This is a genomic window from Pseudonocardia sp. ICBG601, assembly GCF_020496245.1.
Genome location: NZ_JAHLJA010000148.1, coordinates 2,517,485 through 2,537,651, shown reverse-complemented (window position 1 = coordinate 2,537,651; position 20,167 = coordinate 2,517,485). Strand labels below are relative to the sequence as shown.

Below are 20,167 nucleotides of genomic sequence, written 5' to 3'. Positions count from 1 at the left end.
TCCCGGTGCGGGTTTCCTCTCAGCCGCCGGCTCAGCCCAGGGCCAGCCGGGCGGGCTGGACCGACCGCGTGATCCGGCGCACCGCCTGCACCGCGATCACCCCGGCCGCGACCGTCGCGACGACGGTGACGGCGATCGGCCGGTCGTTGGCCACGATGCCGAGCAGCGCCCAGCACAGCGCCCCGGCGAAGCCCGCGAACCCGGCGGTGGAACCGACGACCGACAGCACGACCGCGGTGAGGATCACGAGCAGCAGGATGGCCGCGACCTGCGGGAGCACCCCGTCGGACGGCAGCCCGACCGCGACTCCGGCCGCCAACAGGCCCAGCACCAGCGCGGCCGAGGACCAGCCGAGGTAGATCGCCAGCGGCAGCCGCATCGCCAGCCGTTCCGCCCAGCCGTCGGCGACGCTGCGGGACAGCCGTCCGTAGACGACACCGAGCGCGACGACGAGCAGGACCAGCAGCACCTCGGCGGTGACCACCCACCGGTTCGAGAAGGCCGCGATCCACAGCGGGTTGAGCACCGCGGTCGCCGCGACCCACCAGCCGACGCGGCGGTGCACCTCGCGGCCGCGCTGGCCGGGCAGCAGGGCGTAGCCGGCGTAGACCAGCACGCCCAGGTAGATCAGACCCCAGATCGAGAACGCCCAGCCCGCGGCCAGCAGCGGGGTGTCGTAGTCGCGCGCGACGGCGCCGATCCCCGACCCCCCGAACGCCGACACGAGTACCTGCAGGATCGCCAGGACCGCCACGACGACTCCACGGACCAGGTCCGCGGTCGTCGGGCGCGGGGTGAGCACGGTCATGGCCCACATGGTGGACCGCGGGGGCGGCCTCTGCCATCCGGCCGTCGGGGGGAATCGATCTTCCCGCGGGCCGGGGGTCAGCCGAGCGGCAGGTAGAACAGGTGGACGTCGCGCGCGTCCTCCGGGGAGAGCAGCACCCCGCCGGGCAGCCTGCCGTACTCGACGAAGCCGCGGGCGGCGTAGAACGCGGGCAGCGGGGTGCCGCCGCGGGCGCCGAGGGTCAGCATCGCCAGGCCCGTCTCCCGGGCGTGGGCGACGGCGGCGTCGAGCAGGACCGTGCCGAGACCACGTCCCTGCAGGTCCGGGCGGACCATGAGGCGCTGCACGTCGGCGCGGTGCGCGGCGATGCCGGTGCTCGGGACCAGGAAGACCGTGCCCAGCGGGGCGGTCTCCTCCCCCAGCACGAACATCCGGGACGCGCCGGACCGGGCGGCGTCGACGGTCTCGACCGCCAGTGCGCGGACCTCGTCCGGGTCGGCGCCGGGCACGAAGTCCACGGCGCCGCCGGCCTCGGTCACGGCGATCCAGAGGTCACCGAGCGCGGCGGCGGCGCCGGGGTGGGGGTCGACGACCCGGCGGACGGCCGGGACGCCTGCGGTCACAGGTTCGGGAACCAGAGCTTGATCTCCCGGTCGGCCGACTCCGGGGAGTCCGAGCCGTGCACCAGGTTGGAACCGGTCTCCAGGGCGAGGTCGCCACGGATGCTGCCGGGGGTGGCCTTCTCCACCGGGTCGGTGCCGCCGGCGATCTGCCGCCAGGCGGCGATGGCGCGGGGGCCCTCGACGACCGCGGCCAGGACCGGGCCGGAGGTGATGAACGACAGCAGCTCCTCGAAGAAGGGCTTGCCGTCGTGCTCGGCGTAGTGCTGGGCGGCCAGCTCACGGTCCACCGTGCGCAGGTCGAGGGCCACCAGACCGAGGCCCTTGCGCTCGATGCGCGAGACGACCTCACCGACGAGCTTGCGCGCGACGCCGTCGGGCTTGACCAGGACGAGAGTGCGTTCAGTCACGCGCGACAGGGTAGCGACGACCCGGTGGGGGTCCGGCACCCACCGTCAGGACGGCGGCTCCGGCTCGTCGGTGAGCTCCGCCAGCGCGGCGGCGATCCCAGGAAGGTCATGCAGACTGCCCTCGGACACCGAGACCACCGACGTGAACACGGCGTCCTGGTCGACCCGCGGCGGATGCCCGTTCAGTACCAGGAACACCGCCGTCGTCGCCCAGGCCAGCCGCTTGTCGCCGTCCACCAGGGCGTGGTTGCCGCAGATGCTCTGGAGCAGCGCGGCCGCCTTGAGGTGGACGGTCGGATAGGCGTCTCGGCCGAACAGCACGGTCGCCGGCCGGGCCGGCGCGGACTCGAGCAGACCGAAGTCGCGGACCACCGGCTCCTGGCCGAGTGCGTCCGGGGCGAACCGCAGGACGTCGACCAGGGAGAGGTACCGGGTCACGCCCGCCCGAGCCGGTCGAGGGCCTCCCGGAAGTTCGTGGTGACCCATGCGGCTGCGTGGTCGACGTCGGCGTCGTGGTCGTGGCGGGCGACGTACTCCCGGACCGCGGACCGCGCGACCTCCTGCATGGAGCGTCCCTCCGCCTCCACCCGGGCGCGGAGGGCGTCGGACTCGTCATCGGTCAGGCGGAGGGTCATGGCCACGACCGAGGACGATGCCGGAAGTGATACCGCCGGACTCAGTCCTGCTGCTGCGACGGCAGCGTCCCCGCCGCCATCCGCCGGGCCACCTCGCGCCGCATCCAGACCAGGACCGCCCACACGAGGATGAACACCACCGCGACCACGACCAGCGACGACAGGAACACCAGCGCCGCGACGAGCAGCGCCCCCTGCAGCACCAGCGCCGCGGTGAGCCCCCACGGCCGCCGCTGCACCCCGGACGCCAGGATCATGGCGACGGCGATGCCCGCCACCACCCCGAAGCCGAGCGCGGTCGACCCGGTGCCGAAGCGCGGGAGCACCAGCAGCGCCAGGAGGACGACGATCGCCTCCAGGATCAGCGTCGCGGCGAACACGCCGCGGGCGCCCTTCATGGGGTCGGTGGGCGGCGGCCGCACACCCTCGGGCACACCCGGCACGTCACTCACTCCGGTTCCTTCCCGAACAGCGACCGCGCCTCGCCGACGGTGACGACCGACCCGGTGACGACGACGCCGACCCCGGACCCGCCCGCCTCCTCGGCGATCTCACGGGCCTGCTCGACGGCCTCGGCCAGCGACGGCTCGACGCTGACCCGCTCGGAGCCGAACACCTCGGCGGCGAGCGCACCGAGCGCGTCGGGGTCCATGGCGCGCGGCGAGGAGTTGGTGGTGACGACGACCTCGTGCAGCGCGGGCTGGAGTGCCTCCAGGATGCCGCGGGCGTCCTTGCCCTCCAGCACCCCGATCACGCCGACCAGCCGGGTGAAGCGGAACTCGGTGCCGAGCGCGGCGGCCAGCGCCGTCGCCCCGGCCGGGTTGTGCGCGGCGTCGAGCAGCACGGTCGGCCGGTCCGGCCCGCCCTCGACGGGCTCGAGCCGCCCGGGTGAGCGGACCGAGGCGAACGCGGCGCGGACCGCGTCGGGGTCGAGGGGCTGCGCGGTGCCGGCGCCGACGAGCGCCTCGGCCGCGGCCAGCGCGACCGCCGCGTTCGACGCCTGGTGCTCGCCGTGCAGCGGCAGGAAGATCTCGTCGTAGCGGCCGGACAGGCCCTGCAGCTCCAGGCGCTGCCCGCCGACGGCGATCTCGCGGGAGACGACGCCGAACTCCGCGCCCTCCCGCGCGACCTGCGCGTCGACCTCGGCGCAGCGGGCCAGCAGGATCTCGGCGACCTTCCGGTCCTGCGCGGCGAGGACGGCGACGGAGCCCTCCTTGATGATCCCGGCCTTCTCGCGGGCGATGTCGGTGATGTCGTCGCCGAGGTACTCGGCGTGGTCGAGCCCCACCGGCAGGACGACGGCGACGTGCGCGTCGGCGACGTTGGTGGCGTCCCAGCGCCCGCCGAGCCCGACCTCGATCACCGCGGCCTCGACCGGGGCGTCGGAGAAGGCGGCGAAGGCCATCCCGGTGAGCACCTCGAACTTGCTGAGCGCGGGCCCGTCGCCGCGCTTGGCGTCGACGAGCTCGACCAGCGGCTCCACCTCGCGGTAGGCCGCGACATAGCGCTCGGGGGTGACGGGCCGGTTGTCGAGGTTGATCCGCTCGGTGGCGCGCTGCAGGTGCGGGCTGGTGTAGCGCCCGGTCCGCAGCCCGATCTCGGTGAGCAGCGCGTCGACCATCCGGGAGGTGGAGGTCTTGCCGTTGGTGCCGGTCAGGTGCACGACCGGGTAGCCGCGCTGCGGGTCGCCGAGGGCGTCGCACAGGGCCTGCATCCGCTCCAGCGACGGCTCCATCACCGACTCGGGCCAGCGCCGGTCCAGCGCCGCGTCGACGGCGAGGAACTCGGCGTAGCCGGTCACCGTGGACTGGGCCGGGACGACGTCGGGGTCTCCCCCGCCGCGGATCTCGTCCAGGACGGCCGCGATCAGGGCCTCCTGGGTGTCCTCCGGCGCCGCAGCCGACGCCTCGGGGGCGTCGGAGCGGTCCTCGCCACCGGGCTCGTCGTCCTGCTCCTGCTCGGCGTCGCCGCCGGACGGCTCACCGTCGGGCGAGTCGCCGAACCCGCCCTCGGCCCACCGGTCGCCGCCGTAGGTCGGCGAGTCGGCCTCGGTGAAGTCGTCGAACTCGTCGTACTCCTTCGCCACGGCGGGATCAGGCCTCCGGGAGCGCGGCGAGCCGCGCGGTGATGCGGTCGATGTCGGCGACGGCGGTCGCGTGCCGGGCACGGATCCCGTCGACGACCTCGGCCGGTGCCTTCTCGGTGAACTTCGGGTTGGTCAGCTTCTTGTCCGCCTGGTCGCGCTCCTTCTCGGCGACGGCGAGGTCCTTGCCGAGCCGGGCCCGCTCGGCGGCGACGTCGATCGCCCCCGAGGTGTCCAGCTCGACGGTGACCGGACCGCCGGAGGTGGCGACCTCGAAGCTCGCGGTGGCGGCGAAGTCGTCACCGGCCGGGTCGAGGCGGTTCAGGAAGCGCAGCGCGCGCTCGTGCGCGGCCAGCCCGGCGTCGCCGAGGCCGGTGAGGCGGGCGGCGACGGCCTTGCGGTCGGGCAGCCCCTGCTCGGTGCGGAACCGGCGGACCTCGGTGATGACCTTCTGCGCGTCGGTGACCCGGGCCGTGGCGGCCGCGTCGACCGGCGCGCCGGTGCCCTCGGCCGTCGGCCAGGCCGCGGTCACGACGGTCTCGCCGCCGGTCAGCGCGGTCCACAGCGCCTCGGTGACGAACGGCGCGATCGGGTGCAGCATCCGCAGCAGCGCGTCGAGGACGTGCCCGAGGACCGCCCGGGTGCCCGGCTCGGTCGCCGGGTCGTCGAGCTGGGTCTTGCACAGCTCGACGTACCAGTCGGCCAGCTCGTCCCACGCGAAGTGGTAGAGCCCCTCGGTCGCCTTCGCGAACTGGTAGCCGTCGAGCAGCTCGTCGGTCTGCGCGCGGACCTCGGCGAGCCGGCCCAGGATCCAGCGGTCGGCGTCGGTCCGGTCGGCGTCCGCGGGCAGCGGCAGGCTGGCGTCGGCGCCCTTGGCCAGGGCGAACCGGGTGATGTTCCAGAGCTTCGTGGTGAAGTTCCGGGACCCGGCGACCCACTCCTCCGACAGCGACATGTCGGTGCCGGGGTTGGAGCCGCGGGCGATGGTGAACCGCAGCGCGTCCGCGCCGTAGGAGTCGATCAGCGCCAGCGGGTCGATGACGTTGCCCTTGGACTTCGACATCTTCTTGCCGTGCTCGTCGCGGATGAGCCCGTGCAGGTAGACGTCGCGGAACGGGGCCTTCCCCATCACGTAGGTCCCGAACATCATCATCCGGACGACCCAGAAGAACAGGATGTCGTAGCCGGTGACCAGGACCGAGTTCGGGTAGTAGCGCTCCAGGTCCGGGGTCTCGTCCGGCCAGCCGAGCGTGGAGAACGGCCACAGCCCGGAGGAGAACCAGGTGTCGAGGACGTCGGGGTCCTGGCGCCAGCCCTCGCCCGACGGCGGCTGCTCGTCCGGTCCGACGCAGACGACCTCGCCGTCCGGGCCGTACCAGACCGGGATGCGGTGCCCCCACCACAGCTGACGGCTGATGGTCCAGTCGTGCATGTTGTCGACCCAGTCGAAGTACCGCTTGGCCTGCTCCTTCGGGTGCAGGACGGTCTCGCCGGAGCGGACGGCGTCGCCCGCGGACCGGGCCAGCGGCTCGACCTTGACGAACCACTGCAGGCTCAGCCGCGGCTCGATCGGGACCCCGGTGCGCGAGTCGTGCCCGACCGAGTGCAGGTAGGGGCGCTTCTCGGCGACGATCCGGCCCTGGGCGCGCAGCTCCTCGCGGATGGCCTCGCGCGCCTCGAACCGGTCCATGCCGTCGAACCGGGTGCCGGTCCCGGCGATGGTGCCGGCCTCGTCCATGATCGTCGGCATCGGCAGGTCGTGCCGGCGGCCGACCTCGAAGTCGTTCGGGTCGTGCGCCGGGGTGATCTTGACGGCGCCGGAGCCGAACTCGGGGTCGACGTAGTCGTCGGCGACGACCGGGATCATCCGCCCGGTGATCGGCATCTCGATCTCGGTGCCGACCAGTGCGGCGTAGCGCTCGTCGTCGGGGTGGACGGCGACCGCGGTGTCGCCCAGCATCGTCTCGACCCGGGTGGTCGCGACGACGACCGAGGCGTCCCCGTCGCCGTAGCGCATCGAGACGAGCTCACCCTCGGTCTCGATGTGGTCGACCTCGATGTCCGAGATCGCCGAGCGCAGCGCCGGGGACCAGTTGACCAGGCGCTCGGCCCGGTAGATCAACCCGTCGTCGAACATCTTCTTGAAGACGGTGGCGACGGCGCGCGACAGCCCCTCGTCGAGGGTGAAGCGCTCGCGGGACCAGTCGACGCCGTCCCCGAGGCGCTCCATCTGCCCCAGGATCGAGCCGCCGGACTCGGCCTTCCACTCCCAGACCTTCTCGACGAACGCCGCGCGGCCGATCGCGTGCCGGTCGGGCTCGCCCGCGGCGGCCATCCGCCGCTCGACGACCGACTGGGTCGCGATCCCGGCGTGGTCCATGCCGGGCAGCCACAGCGCGTCGCGCCCCTGCATCCGGGCGCGCCGGGTCAGGACGTCGATCAGCGTGTGGTCCATCGCGTGGCCCAGGTGCAGGCTGCCGGTGACGTTCGGCGGCGGGATGACGATGCAGAACGGGTCGGCGTCCGACGACGGGTCGGCCCGGAAGTACCCGGCGTCGACCCAGCGGCGGTACATGTCGCCCTCTACCTCGCCCGGGGTCCACTTGGCGGGCAGGTCGGCGGTACGCGCTGGCAGGGTCTCGGTCACATGTCAAGTCTACGAGTCGACACCGACAGCATTTCCGGCCCCCGCACCCTCGTGCCCGCGACCGGGACACGGGTCGCCGCCCGCCGGACGGGCACCCCCCGCACGGCCCACCGCCCGGTGATCGCCGGGGGCGGAGCCGCGGGTGCGGCCGACTCGCCCCGGCGCTCCACTCCCGGCGATCACCGGGCGGGCAGCAGCACCGCCCACGGTCGCGGCCACCCCAGCAGCCGGGTGACGGCGGCCGGGTCCCCCTGCCCGAACAGCTCCGGGTCGACGGCCCGCACCCGGCCGGAGCCGGGCTCGTAGACGCGCCACCGGCCGTCGTCGGACGGGGGCAGGACCAGCACCCAGTGTCGCGGCAGCCACCCGGACCCGACCAGCAGCGGGACCGGGACCCCGGCGTCGCGCACCCCGGCCAGCGCACCCGCGGTCGCCGGGCGGACGCGGTAGCGCCCCGCGGCGGGCGCGTGCCGGTGCAGCCAGGCCCGCATGCCCCACGGCGTGGTGCCGAGGGCGCGTGGCCAGAGCCGGTTGGCCTGCCGGTGCGCGGTGCGCTGGGCCTCGGCGAACCGGTCGGCCACGGCGCCGGGCCACCCGGATCCGGTCAGCACCGCGGTCACGACCAGCACCGACGGGCCGCAGGTGACGCCGTCGACCTGACGGCCGAGCAGGGTGCCGGGTGGGAGGTCGTCCATGACGACACCCTCCCCCGCGGCGGGCCCCGCCGTCACCGCGGCGCGCCCCGGCGCCGGTCGCGGCGCCCTAGGCTCGGCCCCATGACCGCTCTGAGCCCCGAGGTCGTCGCGTTCCTCTCCCACGGCACCCGCACCGGCATGCTCGGCTGGACCGCGCAGGACGGGCGCCCGCTCGTCGCGCCGGTCTGGTTCCTCGTCGAGGACGACGCGATCGTGTTCAACACCGGCGCCGCGACCGCGAAGGGCCGGGCGATCGCCCGCGACCCGCGCGTCGTGCTCACCGCCGACCTGCCCGAGCCCCCGTACGGGTTCGTGCAGGTCCAGGGCGTCGCCGAGACCGGCCAGGATCCCGACGAGCTGCTGCGCACCGCGACCGCGCTCGGTGGCCGCTACATGGGTGCCGACCGTGCGGAGGAGTTCGGCCGGCGCAACGGCGTCCCCGGCGAGCTGGTCGTCCGGATCCGCCCCACCAAGGTCATCGCCCAGCTCGACGCGACCGCCTGACCCCCGGCTCCGTCCCCGGGACCCGCGCGTGCACCCGCCGGGATCCACACCCCCTGGCAGGCGTCCACACCCGTCGCAACAGGTGTGGGCGCCCGCCAAGGGGTGTGGACGTGGCCGGAGGAGTTGTCGCACCCCTACGGGGGTCGGCGCACCCGCCGCGGAGGGTGCGACGACCTCCGCCGGGGTGCGGCGGGCCGCCGGGGACCGCCACGGGCGCTCCGGTCGCGGAGGCCGGAAGCCGCTGAGGCCGAGGAGGCCGGGGCCGCGGAAGCCAGAGGCCTCTGGGCCCGCGGAAGCCGGGGGCCGAGGAGGCCCGGGGCCGAGGAGGCCGCGTCCCACGTGGCGGGTTCGGGCGACGACACCGGTCACCTCCCGCGGGCACCCCCCGGTGGCGCCGCACAGCTGTCGGCCACGCGGGGAGTGCGGACGCGGTCGTCAGGTCCGGCGCAGGGTGGTGGTCCAGAGGGAGGCGCCGGCCTGGTCGCGCAGGTGGACCTCCAGGGTCGTCCCGTCGGGGGCGATGTCGAGCTCCCCGAAGTGCTGGAACCCCTCCAGCGGGCTCGCGCCCTGCCGGGACGGTCCGCGCACGAACTCCGCCCGCGGACCGAAGGTCGGGTCGAGCTCGTTCGGACCGAAGGCACCGGCGTGCAGCGGGCCGGAGACGAACTCCCAGAACGGGTCGAAGTCGGTGAACGCGGCGCGCTCGGGGGCGTAGTGGTGGGCGGCGGTGTAGTGCACGTCCGCGGTCACCCACACCACGTTGCGGACCTTCCGCCGGCGGATCCCGGCGAGCACCCCGGCGATCTCGGACTCACGCCCGCTCGGCGGCCCCGGCACCCCGTTGGCGACGGCCTCCCAGGCGGTGTCGCCGTCGGGTACCAGCACCCCGATCGGCATGTCCGAGGCGACGATCTTCCAGGTCGCCCGGGAGGACGCGAGCGCGTCGACGAGCCAGCGGGCCTGGGCCTCCCCCAGGATCCGCTCGCCGCGGCCGGTGTTGGCGGAGTTCGCGCTGCGGTAGGTGCGCATGTCCAGCACGAACACCTCGACGTGCGGGCCGAACGGCACCCGCCGGTACACCCGTCCGTCGACGGCGAGGCGCGGGTCGACCGGCTGCCACTCGTGGAACGCGCGGAACCCGCGGGCCGCGAGCACGTCCACCCGCTTCTCGGTGTACTTCTCCCCCACCTCACCGGTGAGGATCTCCCCCGGGTACCAGTTGTTGGTGACCTCGTGGTCGTCCCACTGCACGATCTGACCGACCGAGGCCGCGAACCGGCGCAGGTTGTCGTCGCGCAGGTTGTAGGCGAACTGGCCGCGGAACTCGGTCAGGGTCTCGGCGACCTTCGCCTTCTCGGGCGTCATCTCGTTGCGCCACACCCGGCCGTCGGGCAGCGTGACGGTCTCGGTGAGCGGGCCGTCGGCGTAGACGGTGTCGCCGGAGTGCAGGAACAGGTCGGGGTGGCGGTCGGCCATCGCGGAGAAGATCCGCATGCCGCCGGTGGCGCGGTCGATGCCCCAGCCCTGCCCGACGACGTCGCCGGACCACTGGATCCGCACCGGCTCGCCGCGCCCGGGGACCGCCCGGAAGGAGCCGGTCAGCGGCGCGCTCGCGGGACCGCCGTCGAGCGGCTCGGCGACGACGCGGTAGTGCACCCGTCCCCGCGTCGCCGGGACCCGCAGCTTCCCGGTGAGGTCGGTGTCCGGGGTCAGCACCGGGCCGGGGATCCGCAGCGCCCGCCGGAAGTCCGGCGAGCCCGCGACCTCCACGACCATCCGCGACGGCCGGTCGGCGCGGGTCCAGACGAGCCCGGAGCCGGGCCGGACGTCACCGGCGGCGACGCCGTGGGTCAGGACCGGCCGGCCGGAGCGCACCAGGACGGGTGCGGCCGCACCCGTCCCCGGCAGGGCGAGGGCCGCGGCGCCGGCGAGACCGCCGGCGGCCGCGGTGCGGAACAGGGAGCGTCGGGAGAGAGCCACGCCCGCCGTTCTAACCCGGACGAGTGATCACGAACCGGACCGTACGGGTGAACGGCGGGCGAAGACTCAGCCGAACAGGGCGGGGATCTTCAGGACGAGCTCGTACAGCCCGTAGGCGAACGGGACGCCGACCCACACCCAGGCCAGGACGGCCCCGATCCACTGCACCGGCCCCCAGGTCGACGACCCGCCGGTCTCGGCAACGCTGCTCACGCGGTCTCCTTCTGGGTCGGGGTCCGGGCCGCCTCTGCGGACGGCTCGTGGTGCTTCGCGTCGACCGGCTTGATCAGCTCGTTGCAGACGAACGCGATGACCAGCAGCACGATCATGATGATGAACGCGGTCGTGTAGCGGGCCGGGCCCTCGACGCCGGCCTCGATCCGCGCGTCGGCGATCGCGTTGACGATCAGCGGGCCGAGGACGCCCGCGGTGGACCACGCCGTCAGCAGCCGGCCGTGGATCGCGCCGACCTGGTAGGTGCCGAACAGGTCCCGCAGGTACGCCGGGACGGTGGCGAACCCGGCGCCGTAGAACGACAGGATCAGCACCGCGGCGACGATGAACAGCGCCCGCGACTGGTTCGGGATCAGCGTGATCAGCAGGTACAGCAGCGCACCGACGCCCAGGTAGATGCGGTACATGTTCTTCCGACCCAGCACGTCCGACAGCGACGACCACGCGATGCGCCCGGCCGAGTTCGCCAGCGACAGGATCGCGACGAACCCGCCCGCCGCCGCGGCGAGGGTGGCCGTGGCCCCGTTCTCCGCGAAGAAGTCCTGGAAGATCGGCGAGGCCCGTTCCAGGATGCCGATGCCCGCGGTGACGTTGAAGCACAGCACGACCCACAGCAGCCAGAACTGCGGCGTGCGGATCGCGTTGTTCGCCGAGACGTTCCCGGTCGAGATCATCCCGCTCTTCTTCGCCGTCGACGGGTCCCAGCCCGGCGGCGTCCAGCCCTCGGCGGGCACCCGGATGAGGATCCAGCCGACCGACATGAAGACCAGGTAGATCAGGCCCATCGTGAGGAACGTGGACCCGATGCCGGCCGAGGTGGCGCCGTCACCGGAGCCGCCGAACGCCGACAGCAGCGAGTTCGTGAGCGGGGTCGCGATGAGCGCGCCGCCGCCGAAGCCCATGATCGCCAGGCCGGTGGACAGGCCCGGGCGGTCCGGGAACCACTTGATCAGCGTGGAGACCGGCGAGATGTAGCCGATGCCCAGGCCGATGCCGCCGACGAAGCCGTAGCCCAGCACGACCAGCCAGTACTGCTCGGCGTAGAGGCCGAGACCCGAGATCAGGAACCCGGCGACGAAACAGCTCGACGCGACGACCATCGCCCAGCGCGGGCCGTTGCTGTCGACCTTCGTGCCGAACAGCGCCGAGGACAGGCCCAGCATGATGATGCCGAGCGTGAAGGGCAGCGCCGTGGCGACGCCCGACAGGTCGAGTGCGTTCGCCAGCGGCGTCTTGAAGACGCTCCAGGCGTAGACCTGGCCGATCGCCAGGTGGATGGACAGCGCTGCCGGTGGGACGAGCCAACGGCTCCATCCGGGTGGAGCAACGATGCGCTCCCGCGTGAGAAATCCGGACATGTCGCCCCTCCGTCGTATGTTGACGGAGCAACGCTAAGTAGTGCGGAAGGGTGCAGCAACCCGAGCGGGTCTCGAAACGACAACGCCGGTCCCACCTGCTGGTGGGACCGGCGTCGGGTCGGTTCTCGCGGCGGCTCAGGCCGAGCGGTCGCGGCGCTCGCGGCGCTGCGGCTGGCGCGGGACGATCGTCGGGTTGACGTTGTCCTTCACCGTCTGCGCGGTCACGACGACCTTCGCCACGTCGTCGCGGCTGGGGATGTCGTACATGACCGGGAGGAGCACCTCCTCCATGATCGCCCGCAGGCCACGGGCGCCGGTGCCGCGCAGGATCGCCTGGTCGGCGACGGCGTCGAGGGCGTCCTCGGCGAACTCCAGCTCCACGCCGTCCATCTCGAACAGCTTGCGGTACTGCTTCACCAGGGCGTTCCGCGGCTCGGTCAGGATCTTGACCAGGGCGTCCTTGTCGAGCGAGGTCACCGAGGCGACGATCGGCAGCCGGCCGATGAACTCGGGGATCAGACCGAACTTGATCAGGTCCTCGGGGAGGGTCTCGGCGAAGCGCTCCGCGGAGTCCAGGTCCTTCTTCGAGCGAATGTCGGCGCCGAAGCCGATGCCGGACTGGCCGACCCGCTCGCCGATGATCCGCTCCAGCCCGGCGAAGGCGCCGGCCACGATGAACAGGACGTTCGTCGTGTCGATCTGGATGAACTCCTGGTGCGGGTGCTTGCGGCCGCCCTGCGGCGGGACGCTCGCGGTGGTGCCCTCGAGGATCTTCAGCAGCGCCTGCTGCACGCCCTCGCCGGACACGTCGCGGGTGATCGACGGGTTCTCCGACTTCCGCGCGATCTTGTCGACCTCGTCGATGTAGATGATGCCGGTCTCGGCGCGCTTCACGTCGTAGTCGGCGGCCTGGATGAGCTTGAGCAGGATGTTCTCGACGTCCTCGCCCACGTAGCCGGCCTCGGTGAGGGCGGTCGCGTCGGCGATGGCGAACGGGACGTTGAGCATCTTGGCCAGCGTCTGCGCCATGTAGGTCTTGCCGCACCCGGTGGGGCCGAGCATCAGGATGTTCGACTTGGCGATCTCGATGCCGTCGGAGGCGTCGCCGCCCGCGGCACGGCTGCGCTCGCCGGCCTGGATGCGCTTGTAGTGGTTGTAGACCGCCACCGACAGCGTGCGCTTGGTGGTGGCCTGACCGACGACGTACTGGTCGAGGAACTCGTGGATCTCGGTGGGCTTGGGCAGCTCGTCGAGCTTGACCTCACCGGCCTCGGCCAGCTCCTCCTCGATGATCTCGTTGCAGAGATCGATGCACTCGTCGCAGATGTAGACGCCGGGGCCGGCGATGAGCTTCTTGACCTGCTTCTGGCTCTTCCCGCAGAACGAGCACTTGAGCAGGTCCCCGCCGTCGCCGATGCGTGCCATAGGTGTCGATCCCCAGTCCTGGTCCGGCGTTCTCGCGTCGCGCCCGTCGCCCCGTGCGGGTTGACGGTACCTGCCCGCGGCCCGCACGGGGACCGGAAGCGGTGTCCGGTTCCCCGGCGGGTCGCCGGGCGGTCACCGGCGGCCGGAACCGGCCGCCGGTGACCCGGGTGTCACTTGCCGCCGGCGGTACCGGACAGCTTGCGGCTCTGCACGATCTCGTCGACCAGGCCGTACTCCTTGGCCTCCTCGGCCGTCAGGATCTTGTCCCGGTCGATGTCCTCGCGCACCTGCTCCGCGGAGCGGTTCGAGTGCCGCGCGATGACCTCCTCCATCCGCTTGCGGATGCGGGAGATCTCCGCCGCTTGGATCTCCAGGTCCGACACCTGGCCGTACACGCCTTGGGTGGCCGGCTGGTGGATCAGGATGCGGGCGTTCTCGACCGCCATACGACGGCCGGGGGTGCCCGCGCACAGCAGCACGGCCGCGGCCGACGCCGCCTGCCCGAGGCAGACGGTCTGGATGTCGGGGCGGATGAACTGCATCGTGTCGTAGATCGCCATCAGCGACGTGAACGACCCGCCCGGCGAGTTGATGTACAGCGAGATCTCGCGGTCCGGGTCGAGCGACTCGAGCACCAGGAGCTGCGCCATGGTGTCGTTCGCCGAGGTGTCGTTGATCTGCTCACCGAGGAAGATGATGCGCTCCTCGAAGAGCTTGTTGTACGGGTTCGACTCCTTGACCCCGTAGCTGGTGCGCTCCACGTACGACGGGAGCACGTACCGGGAGCGGGCCGGGTCCGGCGCCCAGCCGCCGGGGCCGCGCAGGTCGGTCATCGACTCCGGGTGGCGCGGGTCGAAGGTGCTCACTTGTCGCTCCCGTTCTGCTCGCCGATCCGCCCGGCGTGCGTCACGACGTGGTCGACGAAGCCGTAGTCCTTGGCCTCCGGCGCGGAGAACCAGCGGTCCCGGTCGGAGTCGCGCTCGATGGTCTCGACCGACTGACCGGTGTGCTGGGCGATCAGCTCCGCCATCTCCCGCTTGGTGCGGCGGAACTGCTCGGCCTGGATGGTGATGTCGGCTTCGGTGCCGCCGACGCCCGCGGACGGCTGGTGCATCATGATCCGCGCGTGCGGCAGCGCCGAGCGCTTGCCCGGGGTGCCCGCCGACAGCAGGAACTGCCCCATCGACGCGGCCATGCCCATCGCCGTGGTCGCCACGTCGCACGGGATCAGGTTCATCGTGTCGAAGATGGCCATGCCGTCGGTGACCGAGCCACCGGGCGAGTTGATGTAGAGCTCGATGTCCTTGTCCGGGTCCTCGGCCGCGAGCAGCAGCATCTGCGCCGCGATGCGGTTCGAGATCTCCGCGTCCACCTGCTGACCGAGCACGATGATGCGCTGCTGGAGCAGGCGGTCGTACACGGAGTCGGACAGCGACATCGCGCTGATGCCGGACCGCATCTGCGGCCCGGTGCCGCGGCCCGCGGACGGGCCGGTGTCCTGCTGGCTCACTTCACCCTGCTTTCCGAAGTCGGGCCCACTCCCGCGGCGCGGACGCCGCGGGAGGGGGTCCCGGAGTCTTCCTCTGGATCGCTCTCGGTTCTCCGGTGTCGGGTCTTGCGAACCCGTTCACGGTCCCGGTGGGGGACCGGTTCGGGGCCGACCCTACGCGGAGCGGATGCCCCGCGTAGGGAACGACGCCCGATGTTCGCCGACAGCGCACGACGTGTCGTGCGAGGCCGGGTGACGGCCGCCGATCAGGCCTTCGCGTCGGCCTTATCGGAGGCCTCGTCGGTGGTGGTGTCCGTGGCGTCGTCGGCGGTGTCGTCGGCACCGTCCACGTCGGTCGCGGGGATCTCCTCGACGGTGGTCTCGTCCTCGTCCGGCCCGAGCAGGTCGGACAGGTCGACGGCCTCGCCGCCCGGCAGGGTGACGGTCGCCGCACGCACCGCGGTGATGAGCGCCTTGGAGCGGCGGACGTCCTGGTAGATCACGCCGAGCTGGCCGGCCTGCTGGATCTGCTGGACGAACTGCTCCGGGGCCATGCCGTACTGCTGGGCCTGGTAGACGATCCGCTCGGTGAGCTCCTGGTCCCCGACCGAGATCTCCTCGCGGTCGGCCAGGGTGTCGAGCACGAGGCGGTAGCGGACGGCCTTCTCGGCCTCCTCGCGCGTCTCGGTGTCGAACTGCTCGCGGGTCTTGTCCTGCGAGGAGAGGAACTCGCCGAACTTGTCCTCGTCGTGGTCGAAGGCGTGCACCGCGTCGTGGGTGCGGGTCTCGACCTCGGCGGCGACGACCGACTCCGGCAGCGGCACCTCGGTGTCCTCGACGAGCTTGTCCAGGAGACGGTCGCGGGCCTGCGCGGCCTGCTCCATCCGCTTGGACCGGCCCAGGCGCTCGCGCAGGTTCTCGGTCAGCTCGTCGAGCGTGTCGAACTCCGAGGCCAGCTGGGCGAACTCGTCGTCGGCGTCGGGGAGGTGACGCTCCTTCACGGTGGTCACCTTGACGGTGATCTCCGCGTCCTTGTCGGCGTGCTCGCCGGCGACCAGCTTCGAGGTGAAGGTCTTCTCCTCGTCGGCCGACATGCCCTCGAGGGCCTCGTCGATGCCGTCGATGAGACCACCCTGGCCGACCTCGTAGGAGAAGCCGGTGGTGGTGGCCTCCTCGATCTCCTTGCCGTCGACGGCGGCGGAGAGGTCGATCTGGACGTAGTCGCCGGACTGCGCGGGACGCTCGACACCGGCCAGGGTGCCGAACCGGGCGCGCAGCTGGTCGAGCTGCTCGGTGACCTCGTCCTCGGTCACCTCGGTCTCGTCGACCTCGACGGTCAGGCCGTCCAGGTCGGGGAGGGTGATCTCGGGGCGGATGTCGACCTCGGCGGTGAACGCGATGCGCTCGCCGTCGGCGATCTCGGTGACCTCGATGTCGGGCCGGCCGATCGGCTTGACGTCCTCGGACGTCACCACGGCCTCCTGGTACTTGACCGGGATCGCGGCGTTCACGACCTCGTCCAGGACGGGGCCACGGCCGATCCGGGCCTCCAGGATGCGGGCCGGCGCCTTGCCCGGGCGGAAGCCGGGGATGCGGACCTGCTGGGCGATCTTCTTGTACGCGCGGTCGAAGTCGGGCTTGAGCTCGTCGAACGGCACCTCGACGTTGATCCGGACGCGCGTCGGGCTGAGGTGCTCGACGGTGCTCTTCACGGTGGAACTCCTTGGGCGGTACGAGTGCTGCAACGGGCCGCGGCACGCGCGGCCCCCGGTCGGTGGCCCCGCCCGCCGGCGCCGGACGATCCCGGCTCTGCGCCGGGCGTCCCGTGCCACCGGCCGCCGGGTACGTGGGACGCGCCCGGTGACGGCGGGGCTCGCGCGAGTCTAGGCGAGCCCGGTCACCGTGCGACGGCCCGGGCGCGGGTCACGGCGCGGCGGGGCCCTCGACGCCGCCGGCCGCACCGACGTCGGCGACGGTCACGTCGACGGCCAGGGTGTCGTCGCCGAGGACGGCACGGACCCGGTCGGCGACCTCGTCGGCGACCGCGGCGAAGGGCCTGCCCAGCCGCAGGACGACGGCGATCTCCACCGGGTCGGCCAGCCGCACGCCCTGGACCCGGTGCCCCGGCAGGTACGACGCGACCGAGCCGAACGGGCCGCCGTCGAGCCGCAGCACCGACGGGTGGGCCAGCACGGCGTCCGCGACGGCCTGCGGGCCGGGTCCTGCGGCGGGGTCGGTCACGGGGCGGACCTTAGCCACAGAAGACGGCGGCGGCACCCCGCTGTGGGGTGCCACCGCCGTCGTCGTGCGCGGGTCAGCTCTTGAAGGTGTCCTTGAGCTTCTCGCCGGCCTGCTTCAGGTTGCCGGTGGCCTGGTCGGCCTTGCCCTCGGCCTGCAGGTCCTTGTCGTCGGTGGCCTTGCCGGTGGCCTCCTTGGCCTTGCCACCCAGCTCCTCGGCCTTGTTGCTGATCTTGTCTCCGAGACCCATGGGGCTCACCTGCTTCCTGATCGCGTGTCCGGCGGGCGGGGGTGCGAGCCGGTCGCTACGGTCCTTGACGGGGTGGACTACCCCCACCCTCCACTTTCCAATCCCGACGGGGCGCTCATGGCGAACGCGCAGGTCAGCGGCCCACCGGCCGCCGGGGCCCCGGTCCCCGACGTGCCGTCGGCGCGGCCGGTGCGGGTGCCGTCGCGGGCCGCGCTGGACGAGACCACGCTGGTCGTCCGGGCCCAGGACGGCGACGTCGGCGCGTTCGAGGAGCTGGCCCGCCGCCACCAGAACGCCCTGTTCCGGGTCGCGGTCCGGGTGCTCGGCGACGCCACCGACGCCGAGGACGCCCTGCAGGACGCGCTCATCGACGCCTGGCGGCGGATCGGCACCTTCCGCGGCGAGGCGGCCTTCTCCACCTGGATGTACCGGATCGTCACCCACCGCTGCACCGCACTGGTCCGGCGGCGGCGACGGACCGACCCGCTCCCGGCCGACGACGGACCGGGCGCCCCGGCCGACGACCGCTCCCCCACCCCGGAGCGGGCCGCCGAGGTCGACGCGGAGATGGCGGCACTGTCGCGGGCCGTCGCGTCGCTGCCGGAGGACCAGCGCACGGCCTGGGTGCTGCGGGAGCTGGAGGGGCTGGGCTACAGCGAGATCTCGCAGATCACCGGGGCGGGTGAGACCGCCGTCCGCGGCCGGATCCACCGGGCGCGCGGGGCACTGGCGGAGAGGATGCGGGCATGGCGGTAGAGAGGACCGGGGCGGAGCGCGTCGAGCCGCTGGCCTGCGGCCGGGACGCCGCCGACGTCTGGGACCACGCGGAGGCGGGTGTGCTCGACGAGCACGAGCTGACCTGCCCGCACTGCGTGCGCGCCCACGCGGACCACGACCGGCTCGGTGGGCTGGTGGCGCGGATGGCGGCCGAACCGCTGCGGCCGCCGCCGTCGGTGCTGGAGCAGGTGATGGGCGCGGTCGTCGCGGACCTGCGCCCGCACGAGCTGCTCGCCCTCGGGCCGGACGCCTGGCTGGGCAGGCCGACCGCGGAGGCGGCGCTGCGCCACGTCGTGGACACGATGGACGGGCTGCGGGCCCGCCGGTGCCGGATCGAGCAGCTGCGCGACCCGGACGGTTCCGCGGACGGCCCGGCCGCGGTGTGGGTGCGGGTGACGGTCGCGGCCCGGTTCGGGGTCGACCTCGCCTCGGTCACCGCGCGCGTCCGGCAGATGATGATCTCGGCCGGGGACCGCACGCTCGGCGTGCCGATCGCCGGGGTGGACATCCTGGTGGAGGACCTGTGGGAGGAGCCGGCATGAGCGGGCCGACGACGGTGTCCGTCTCCGACCTGGCCGTCGCGCGGGTGGCGGCGCGGCGGGTCCGGCGGGTGCCGGGGGTGGCGGCGCTGCTGGGCGACGTCGCGCAGACCCTGCTGGGGCTGGCCGCGGACTGGCTGCCCCGCGACCCGGTGCCCGAGGAGCTGCGGGTGCAGGGCCTGGTCGCGTCGGTGCACGGGCACGAGACCGAGATCCGGGTGACGGTCGGGGTGCGGTTCGGCACGAACTGCGCCGAGCTGGCCGAGCGGGTGCGCCGGGAGGTGGCCGAGGAGGTCGCGACGGTGTGCGGTCTCGACGCCCGGGTGCGGGTGACCGTCGCCGACATCGCGCTGCCGGTCTGACCCTCCCCCGCCCGCGTGCGGGCCCGCCGGGGTCAGGCCCGGCCGACGAGCACGCAGTCGCCGCAGGTCCCGCCGCCGGGGGCGCGGACGTAGAGGCAGCAGGAGCGGCGCCGGAACGCCCACTCGGTGTCCGGGTCGGTGTCGTCGAGGCGGAGCAGGCGCCCGGTGGCCCCCGACGGCAGCGGCCCGCGCAGCACCGGGTGGTCGGCGAGCGCGTCGAGCAGGGCCAGGTAGCGGCGCCGGTCCGGGCGTCGCATGGCCTCCATGACCCGTGCCGCCCCGCCGATCGAGGACACCACGTTGCCGCGCAGCACCCGCGGCGACACCGCGGCCCGGGCGGCGACGGCGGCGTACAGCGGCTCGAGGTGGGTGGCGGCGAGCTCGCGGGCGAGCAGGTCCGCGGCGCCCGCCGGGTCGTCGGCGACGTCCGGGGTCTCGACGCCGGTGGGCCCGGCGGGCAGGCCCGGCGCCCACGGGTCGGCGGCGCCGGGGTCGCGGCGCAGCTCCCCCAGCGACGGGAGCACACCGTGCAGGGCCACGGCCGCGAAGGGCATCGACACGAGCCGCGCCGCGAGTCCCATCACCGCCACCGAGGCCCCGATCCGCCGGTCCCCGCCGAGCGCGGTGGTGACCTCGTCGATCCGCCGGCCGAGCGGGTCCGGGCCGCCGGGGACGGGCGCGGCGTAGAGCCCGTCCCACCGGACGGTGCCGGACGCGGCGGGCGTCGCCACCGCGAACCAGGGACCGATCGTGGCGACGTCGGTCAGCACGGCGGCGACCCGCTCGTCCGTCACCCGACCGGGTGATGGCGACGACGGCTCGGCGGCGGCGGGGTGGGACGGGGACGCGTTCATCGCCCCCAGTCTCCCCCGGGCCCCGGGCTGCGGTGCGTAACGGTTCGGACGCCCGCGGCGATCCCATGCAGTAGAAGGCCGCTCCCGACGGATGGTCACGCCTCGCTCACCGTCCGGACACGGGACGGCAACGTTGACCTGCTCGCATGGTCAGCGATCCACATCACGGGACCGGTGGGCCGCTCTCAGTAGCGCACCGCGGTTGCGACGTGCGACTCTGTGCACTCGCCAGACCGCACTCGCCGGGGTGTGCGGTCGAACCGTGCCGCAGGAATGGCCG

Annotated in this window: 23 protein-coding genes; 4 read left to right on the top strand and 19 right to left on the bottom strand. The window is 73.4% G+C overall.

What is annotated here, in order from left to right; all coding sequences use genetic code 11:
• Positions 1 to 31 precede the first annotated feature (31 nt).
• From KPL57_RS41485 to KPL57_RS41445, 9 genes are all read right to left on the bottom strand, one after another.
• Entirely contained in the window at positions 32 to 808 is a 777-nt protein-coding gene (locus KPL57_RS41485; protein ID WP_226355880.1) for a hypothetical protein, read from the bottom strand.
• 77 nt (positions 809 to 885) lie between these two features.
• Entirely contained in the window at positions 886 to 1,410 is a 525-nt protein-coding gene (locus KPL57_RS41480; protein WP_226355879.1) for a GNAT family N-acetyltransferase, read from the bottom strand.
• Complete coding sequence (gene ndk, locus KPL57_RS41475; protein ID WP_062404405.1) at positions 1,407 to 1,817, bottom strand: nucleoside-diphosphate kinase; 411 nt, start codon at positions 1,815 to 1,817, stop codon at positions 1,407 to 1,409. Before ndk ends, KPL57_RS41480 begins: the two co-directional genes overlap by 4 nt.
• A 45-nt stretch (positions 1,818 to 1,862) precedes the next feature.
• Positions 1,863 to 2,255: a type II toxin-antitoxin system death-on-curing family toxin gene (locus tag KPL57_RS41470; RefSeq protein WP_226355878.1), complete on the bottom strand. Its 393-nt coding sequence runs from the start codon at positions 2,253 to 2,255 to the stop codon at positions 1,863 to 1,865.
• Positions 2,252 to 2,452, bottom strand: a complete 201-nt coding sequence (locus KPL57_RS41465; protein WP_226356689.1) for a hypothetical protein — start codon at positions 2,450 to 2,452, stop codon at positions 2,252 to 2,254. Before KPL57_RS41465 ends, KPL57_RS41470 begins: the two co-directional genes overlap by 4 nt.
• Positions 2,453 to 2,493: 41 nt before the next feature.
• Positions 2,494 to 2,904 (bottom strand): DUF4233 domain-containing protein, encoded by a 411-nt coding sequence (locus KPL57_RS41460; protein ID WP_307799092.1) that lies wholly within the window; start codon positions 2,902 to 2,904, stop codon positions 2,494 to 2,496.
• Positions 2,901 to 4,538 carry a folylpolyglutamate synthase/dihydrofolate synthase family protein gene (locus KPL57_RS41455; protein WP_374203839.1) on the bottom strand — a complete coding sequence of 546 codons (1,638 nt, stop codon included), beginning with the start codon at positions 4,536 to 4,538 and terminating at the stop codon, positions 2,901 to 2,903. Before KPL57_RS41455 ends, KPL57_RS41460 begins: the two co-directional genes overlap by 4 nt.
• Positions 4,539 to 4,545: 7 nt before the next feature.
• Positions 4,546 to 7,182, bottom strand: a complete 2,637-nt coding sequence (locus KPL57_RS41450; protein WP_226355877.1) for a valine--tRNA ligase — start codon at positions 7,180 to 7,182, stop codon at positions 4,546 to 4,548.
• Positions 7,183 to 7,361: 179 nt separating this feature from the next.
• Positions 7,362 to 7,877 (bottom strand): hypothetical protein, encoded by a 516-nt coding sequence (locus tag KPL57_RS41445; protein WP_226355876.1) that lies wholly within the window; start codon positions 7,875 to 7,877, stop codon positions 7,362 to 7,364.
• 81 nt (positions 7,878 to 7,958) lie between these two features.
• On the opposite strand from KPL57_RS41445, the gene KPL57_RS41440 reads away from it, so the two are divergent.
• Entirely contained in the window at positions 7,959 to 8,381 is a 423-nt protein-coding gene (locus KPL57_RS41440; RefSeq protein ID WP_226355875.1) for a PPOX class F420-dependent oxidoreductase, read from the top strand.
• Between the two features lie 435 nt (positions 8,382 to 8,816).
• Here the strand turns inward: KPL57_RS41440 and KPL57_RS41435 are convergent, their stop codons facing one another.
• The 9 genes from KPL57_RS41435 to KPL57_RS41395 all read right to left on the bottom strand — a co-directional run bounded on the left by KPL57_RS41435 (position 8,817) and on the right by KPL57_RS41395 (position 17,355).
• Positions 8,817 to 10,361, bottom strand: coding sequence for an alkaline phosphatase (locus KPL57_RS41435; protein WP_226355874.1), 1,545 nt, complete (start codon positions 10,359 to 10,361; stop codon positions 8,817 to 8,819).
• 66 nt (positions 10,362 to 10,427) lie between these two features.
• A complete protein-coding gene (locus KPL57_RS41430) occupies positions 10,428 to 10,574 on the bottom strand; it encodes a hypothetical protein (protein WP_157818505.1) in 147 nt (48 codons plus the stop codon).
• Positions 10,571 to 11,953: an OFA family MFS transporter gene (locus KPL57_RS41425; protein WP_226355873.1), complete on the bottom strand. Its 1,383-nt coding sequence runs from the start codon at positions 11,951 to 11,953 to the stop codon at positions 10,571 to 10,573. The genes KPL57_RS41430 and KPL57_RS41425 overlap by 4 nt, the downstream gene beginning before the upstream one ends.
• Before the next feature lie 135 nt (positions 11,954 to 12,088).
• Positions 12,089 to 13,378, bottom strand: a complete 1,290-nt coding sequence (gene clpX, locus KPL57_RS41420) for an ATP-dependent Clp protease ATP-binding subunit ClpX (protein WP_226355872.1) — start codon at positions 13,376 to 13,378, stop codon at positions 12,089 to 12,091.
• Positions 13,379 to 13,548: 170 nt separating this feature from the next.
• Positions 13,549 to 14,211: an ATP-dependent Clp protease proteolytic subunit gene (locus KPL57_RS41415; protein ID WP_226356687.1), complete on the bottom strand. Its 663-nt coding sequence runs from the start codon at positions 14,209 to 14,211 to the stop codon at positions 13,549 to 13,551.
• A gap of 29 nt (positions 14,212 to 14,240) precedes the next feature.
• Positions 14,241 to 14,837 (bottom strand): ATP-dependent Clp protease proteolytic subunit, encoded by a 597-nt coding sequence (locus KPL57_RS41410; RefSeq protein ID WP_062404398.1) that lies wholly within the window; start codon positions 14,835 to 14,837, stop codon positions 14,241 to 14,243.
• A 296-nt stretch (positions 14,838 to 15,133) separates the two neighbouring features.
• Complete coding sequence (gene tig / locus KPL57_RS41405; RefSeq protein WP_226355871.1) at positions 15,134 to 16,579, bottom strand: trigger factor; 1,446 nt, start codon at positions 16,577 to 16,579, stop codon at positions 15,134 to 15,136.
• 211 nt (positions 16,580 to 16,790) lie between these two features.
• Positions 16,791 to 17,108, bottom strand: a complete 318-nt coding sequence (locus KPL57_RS41400; protein ID WP_226355870.1) for a hypothetical protein — start codon at positions 17,106 to 17,108, stop codon at positions 16,791 to 16,793.
• A 73-nt stretch (positions 17,109 to 17,181) separates the two neighbouring features.
• Positions 17,182 to 17,355: a CsbD family protein gene (locus KPL57_RS41395; RefSeq protein ID WP_062401261.1), complete on the bottom strand. Its 174-nt coding sequence runs from the start codon at positions 17,353 to 17,355 to the stop codon at positions 17,182 to 17,184.
• Positions 17,356 to 17,472: 117 nt separating this feature from the next.
• On the opposite strand from KPL57_RS41395, the gene KPL57_RS41390 reads away from it, so the two are divergent.
• Genes KPL57_RS41390 through KPL57_RS41380 form a run of 3 tightly spaced genes read left to right on the top strand, consistent with a single transcriptional unit; the run spans position 17,473 to position 19,033 of the window.
• Positions 17,473 to 18,111: an RNA polymerase sigma factor gene (locus KPL57_RS41390; RefSeq protein WP_226355869.1), complete on the top strand. Its 639-nt coding sequence runs from the start codon at positions 17,473 to 17,475 to the stop codon at positions 18,109 to 18,111.
• Positions 18,102 to 18,674 (top strand): Asp23/Gls24 family envelope stress response protein, encoded by a 573-nt coding sequence (locus KPL57_RS41385; RefSeq protein ID WP_226355868.1) that lies wholly within the window; start codon positions 18,102 to 18,104, stop codon positions 18,672 to 18,674. Before KPL57_RS41390 ends, KPL57_RS41385 begins: the two co-directional genes overlap by 10 nt.
• Positions 18,671 to 19,033 (top strand): Asp23/Gls24 family envelope stress response protein, encoded by a 363-nt coding sequence (locus KPL57_RS41380; protein WP_226355867.1) that lies wholly within the window; start codon positions 18,671 to 18,673, stop codon positions 19,031 to 19,033. The genes KPL57_RS41385 and KPL57_RS41380 overlap by 4 nt, the downstream gene beginning before the upstream one ends.
• A 32-nt stretch (positions 19,034 to 19,065) precedes the next feature.
• Here KPL57_RS41380 and KPL57_RS41375 read toward each other — a convergent pair whose 3' ends face one another.
• Entirely contained in the window at positions 19,066 to 19,887 is an 822-nt protein-coding gene (locus KPL57_RS41375; RefSeq protein WP_226355866.1) for a (2Fe-2S)-binding protein, read from the bottom strand.
• Positions 19,888 to 20,167: the final 280 nt, after the last annotated feature.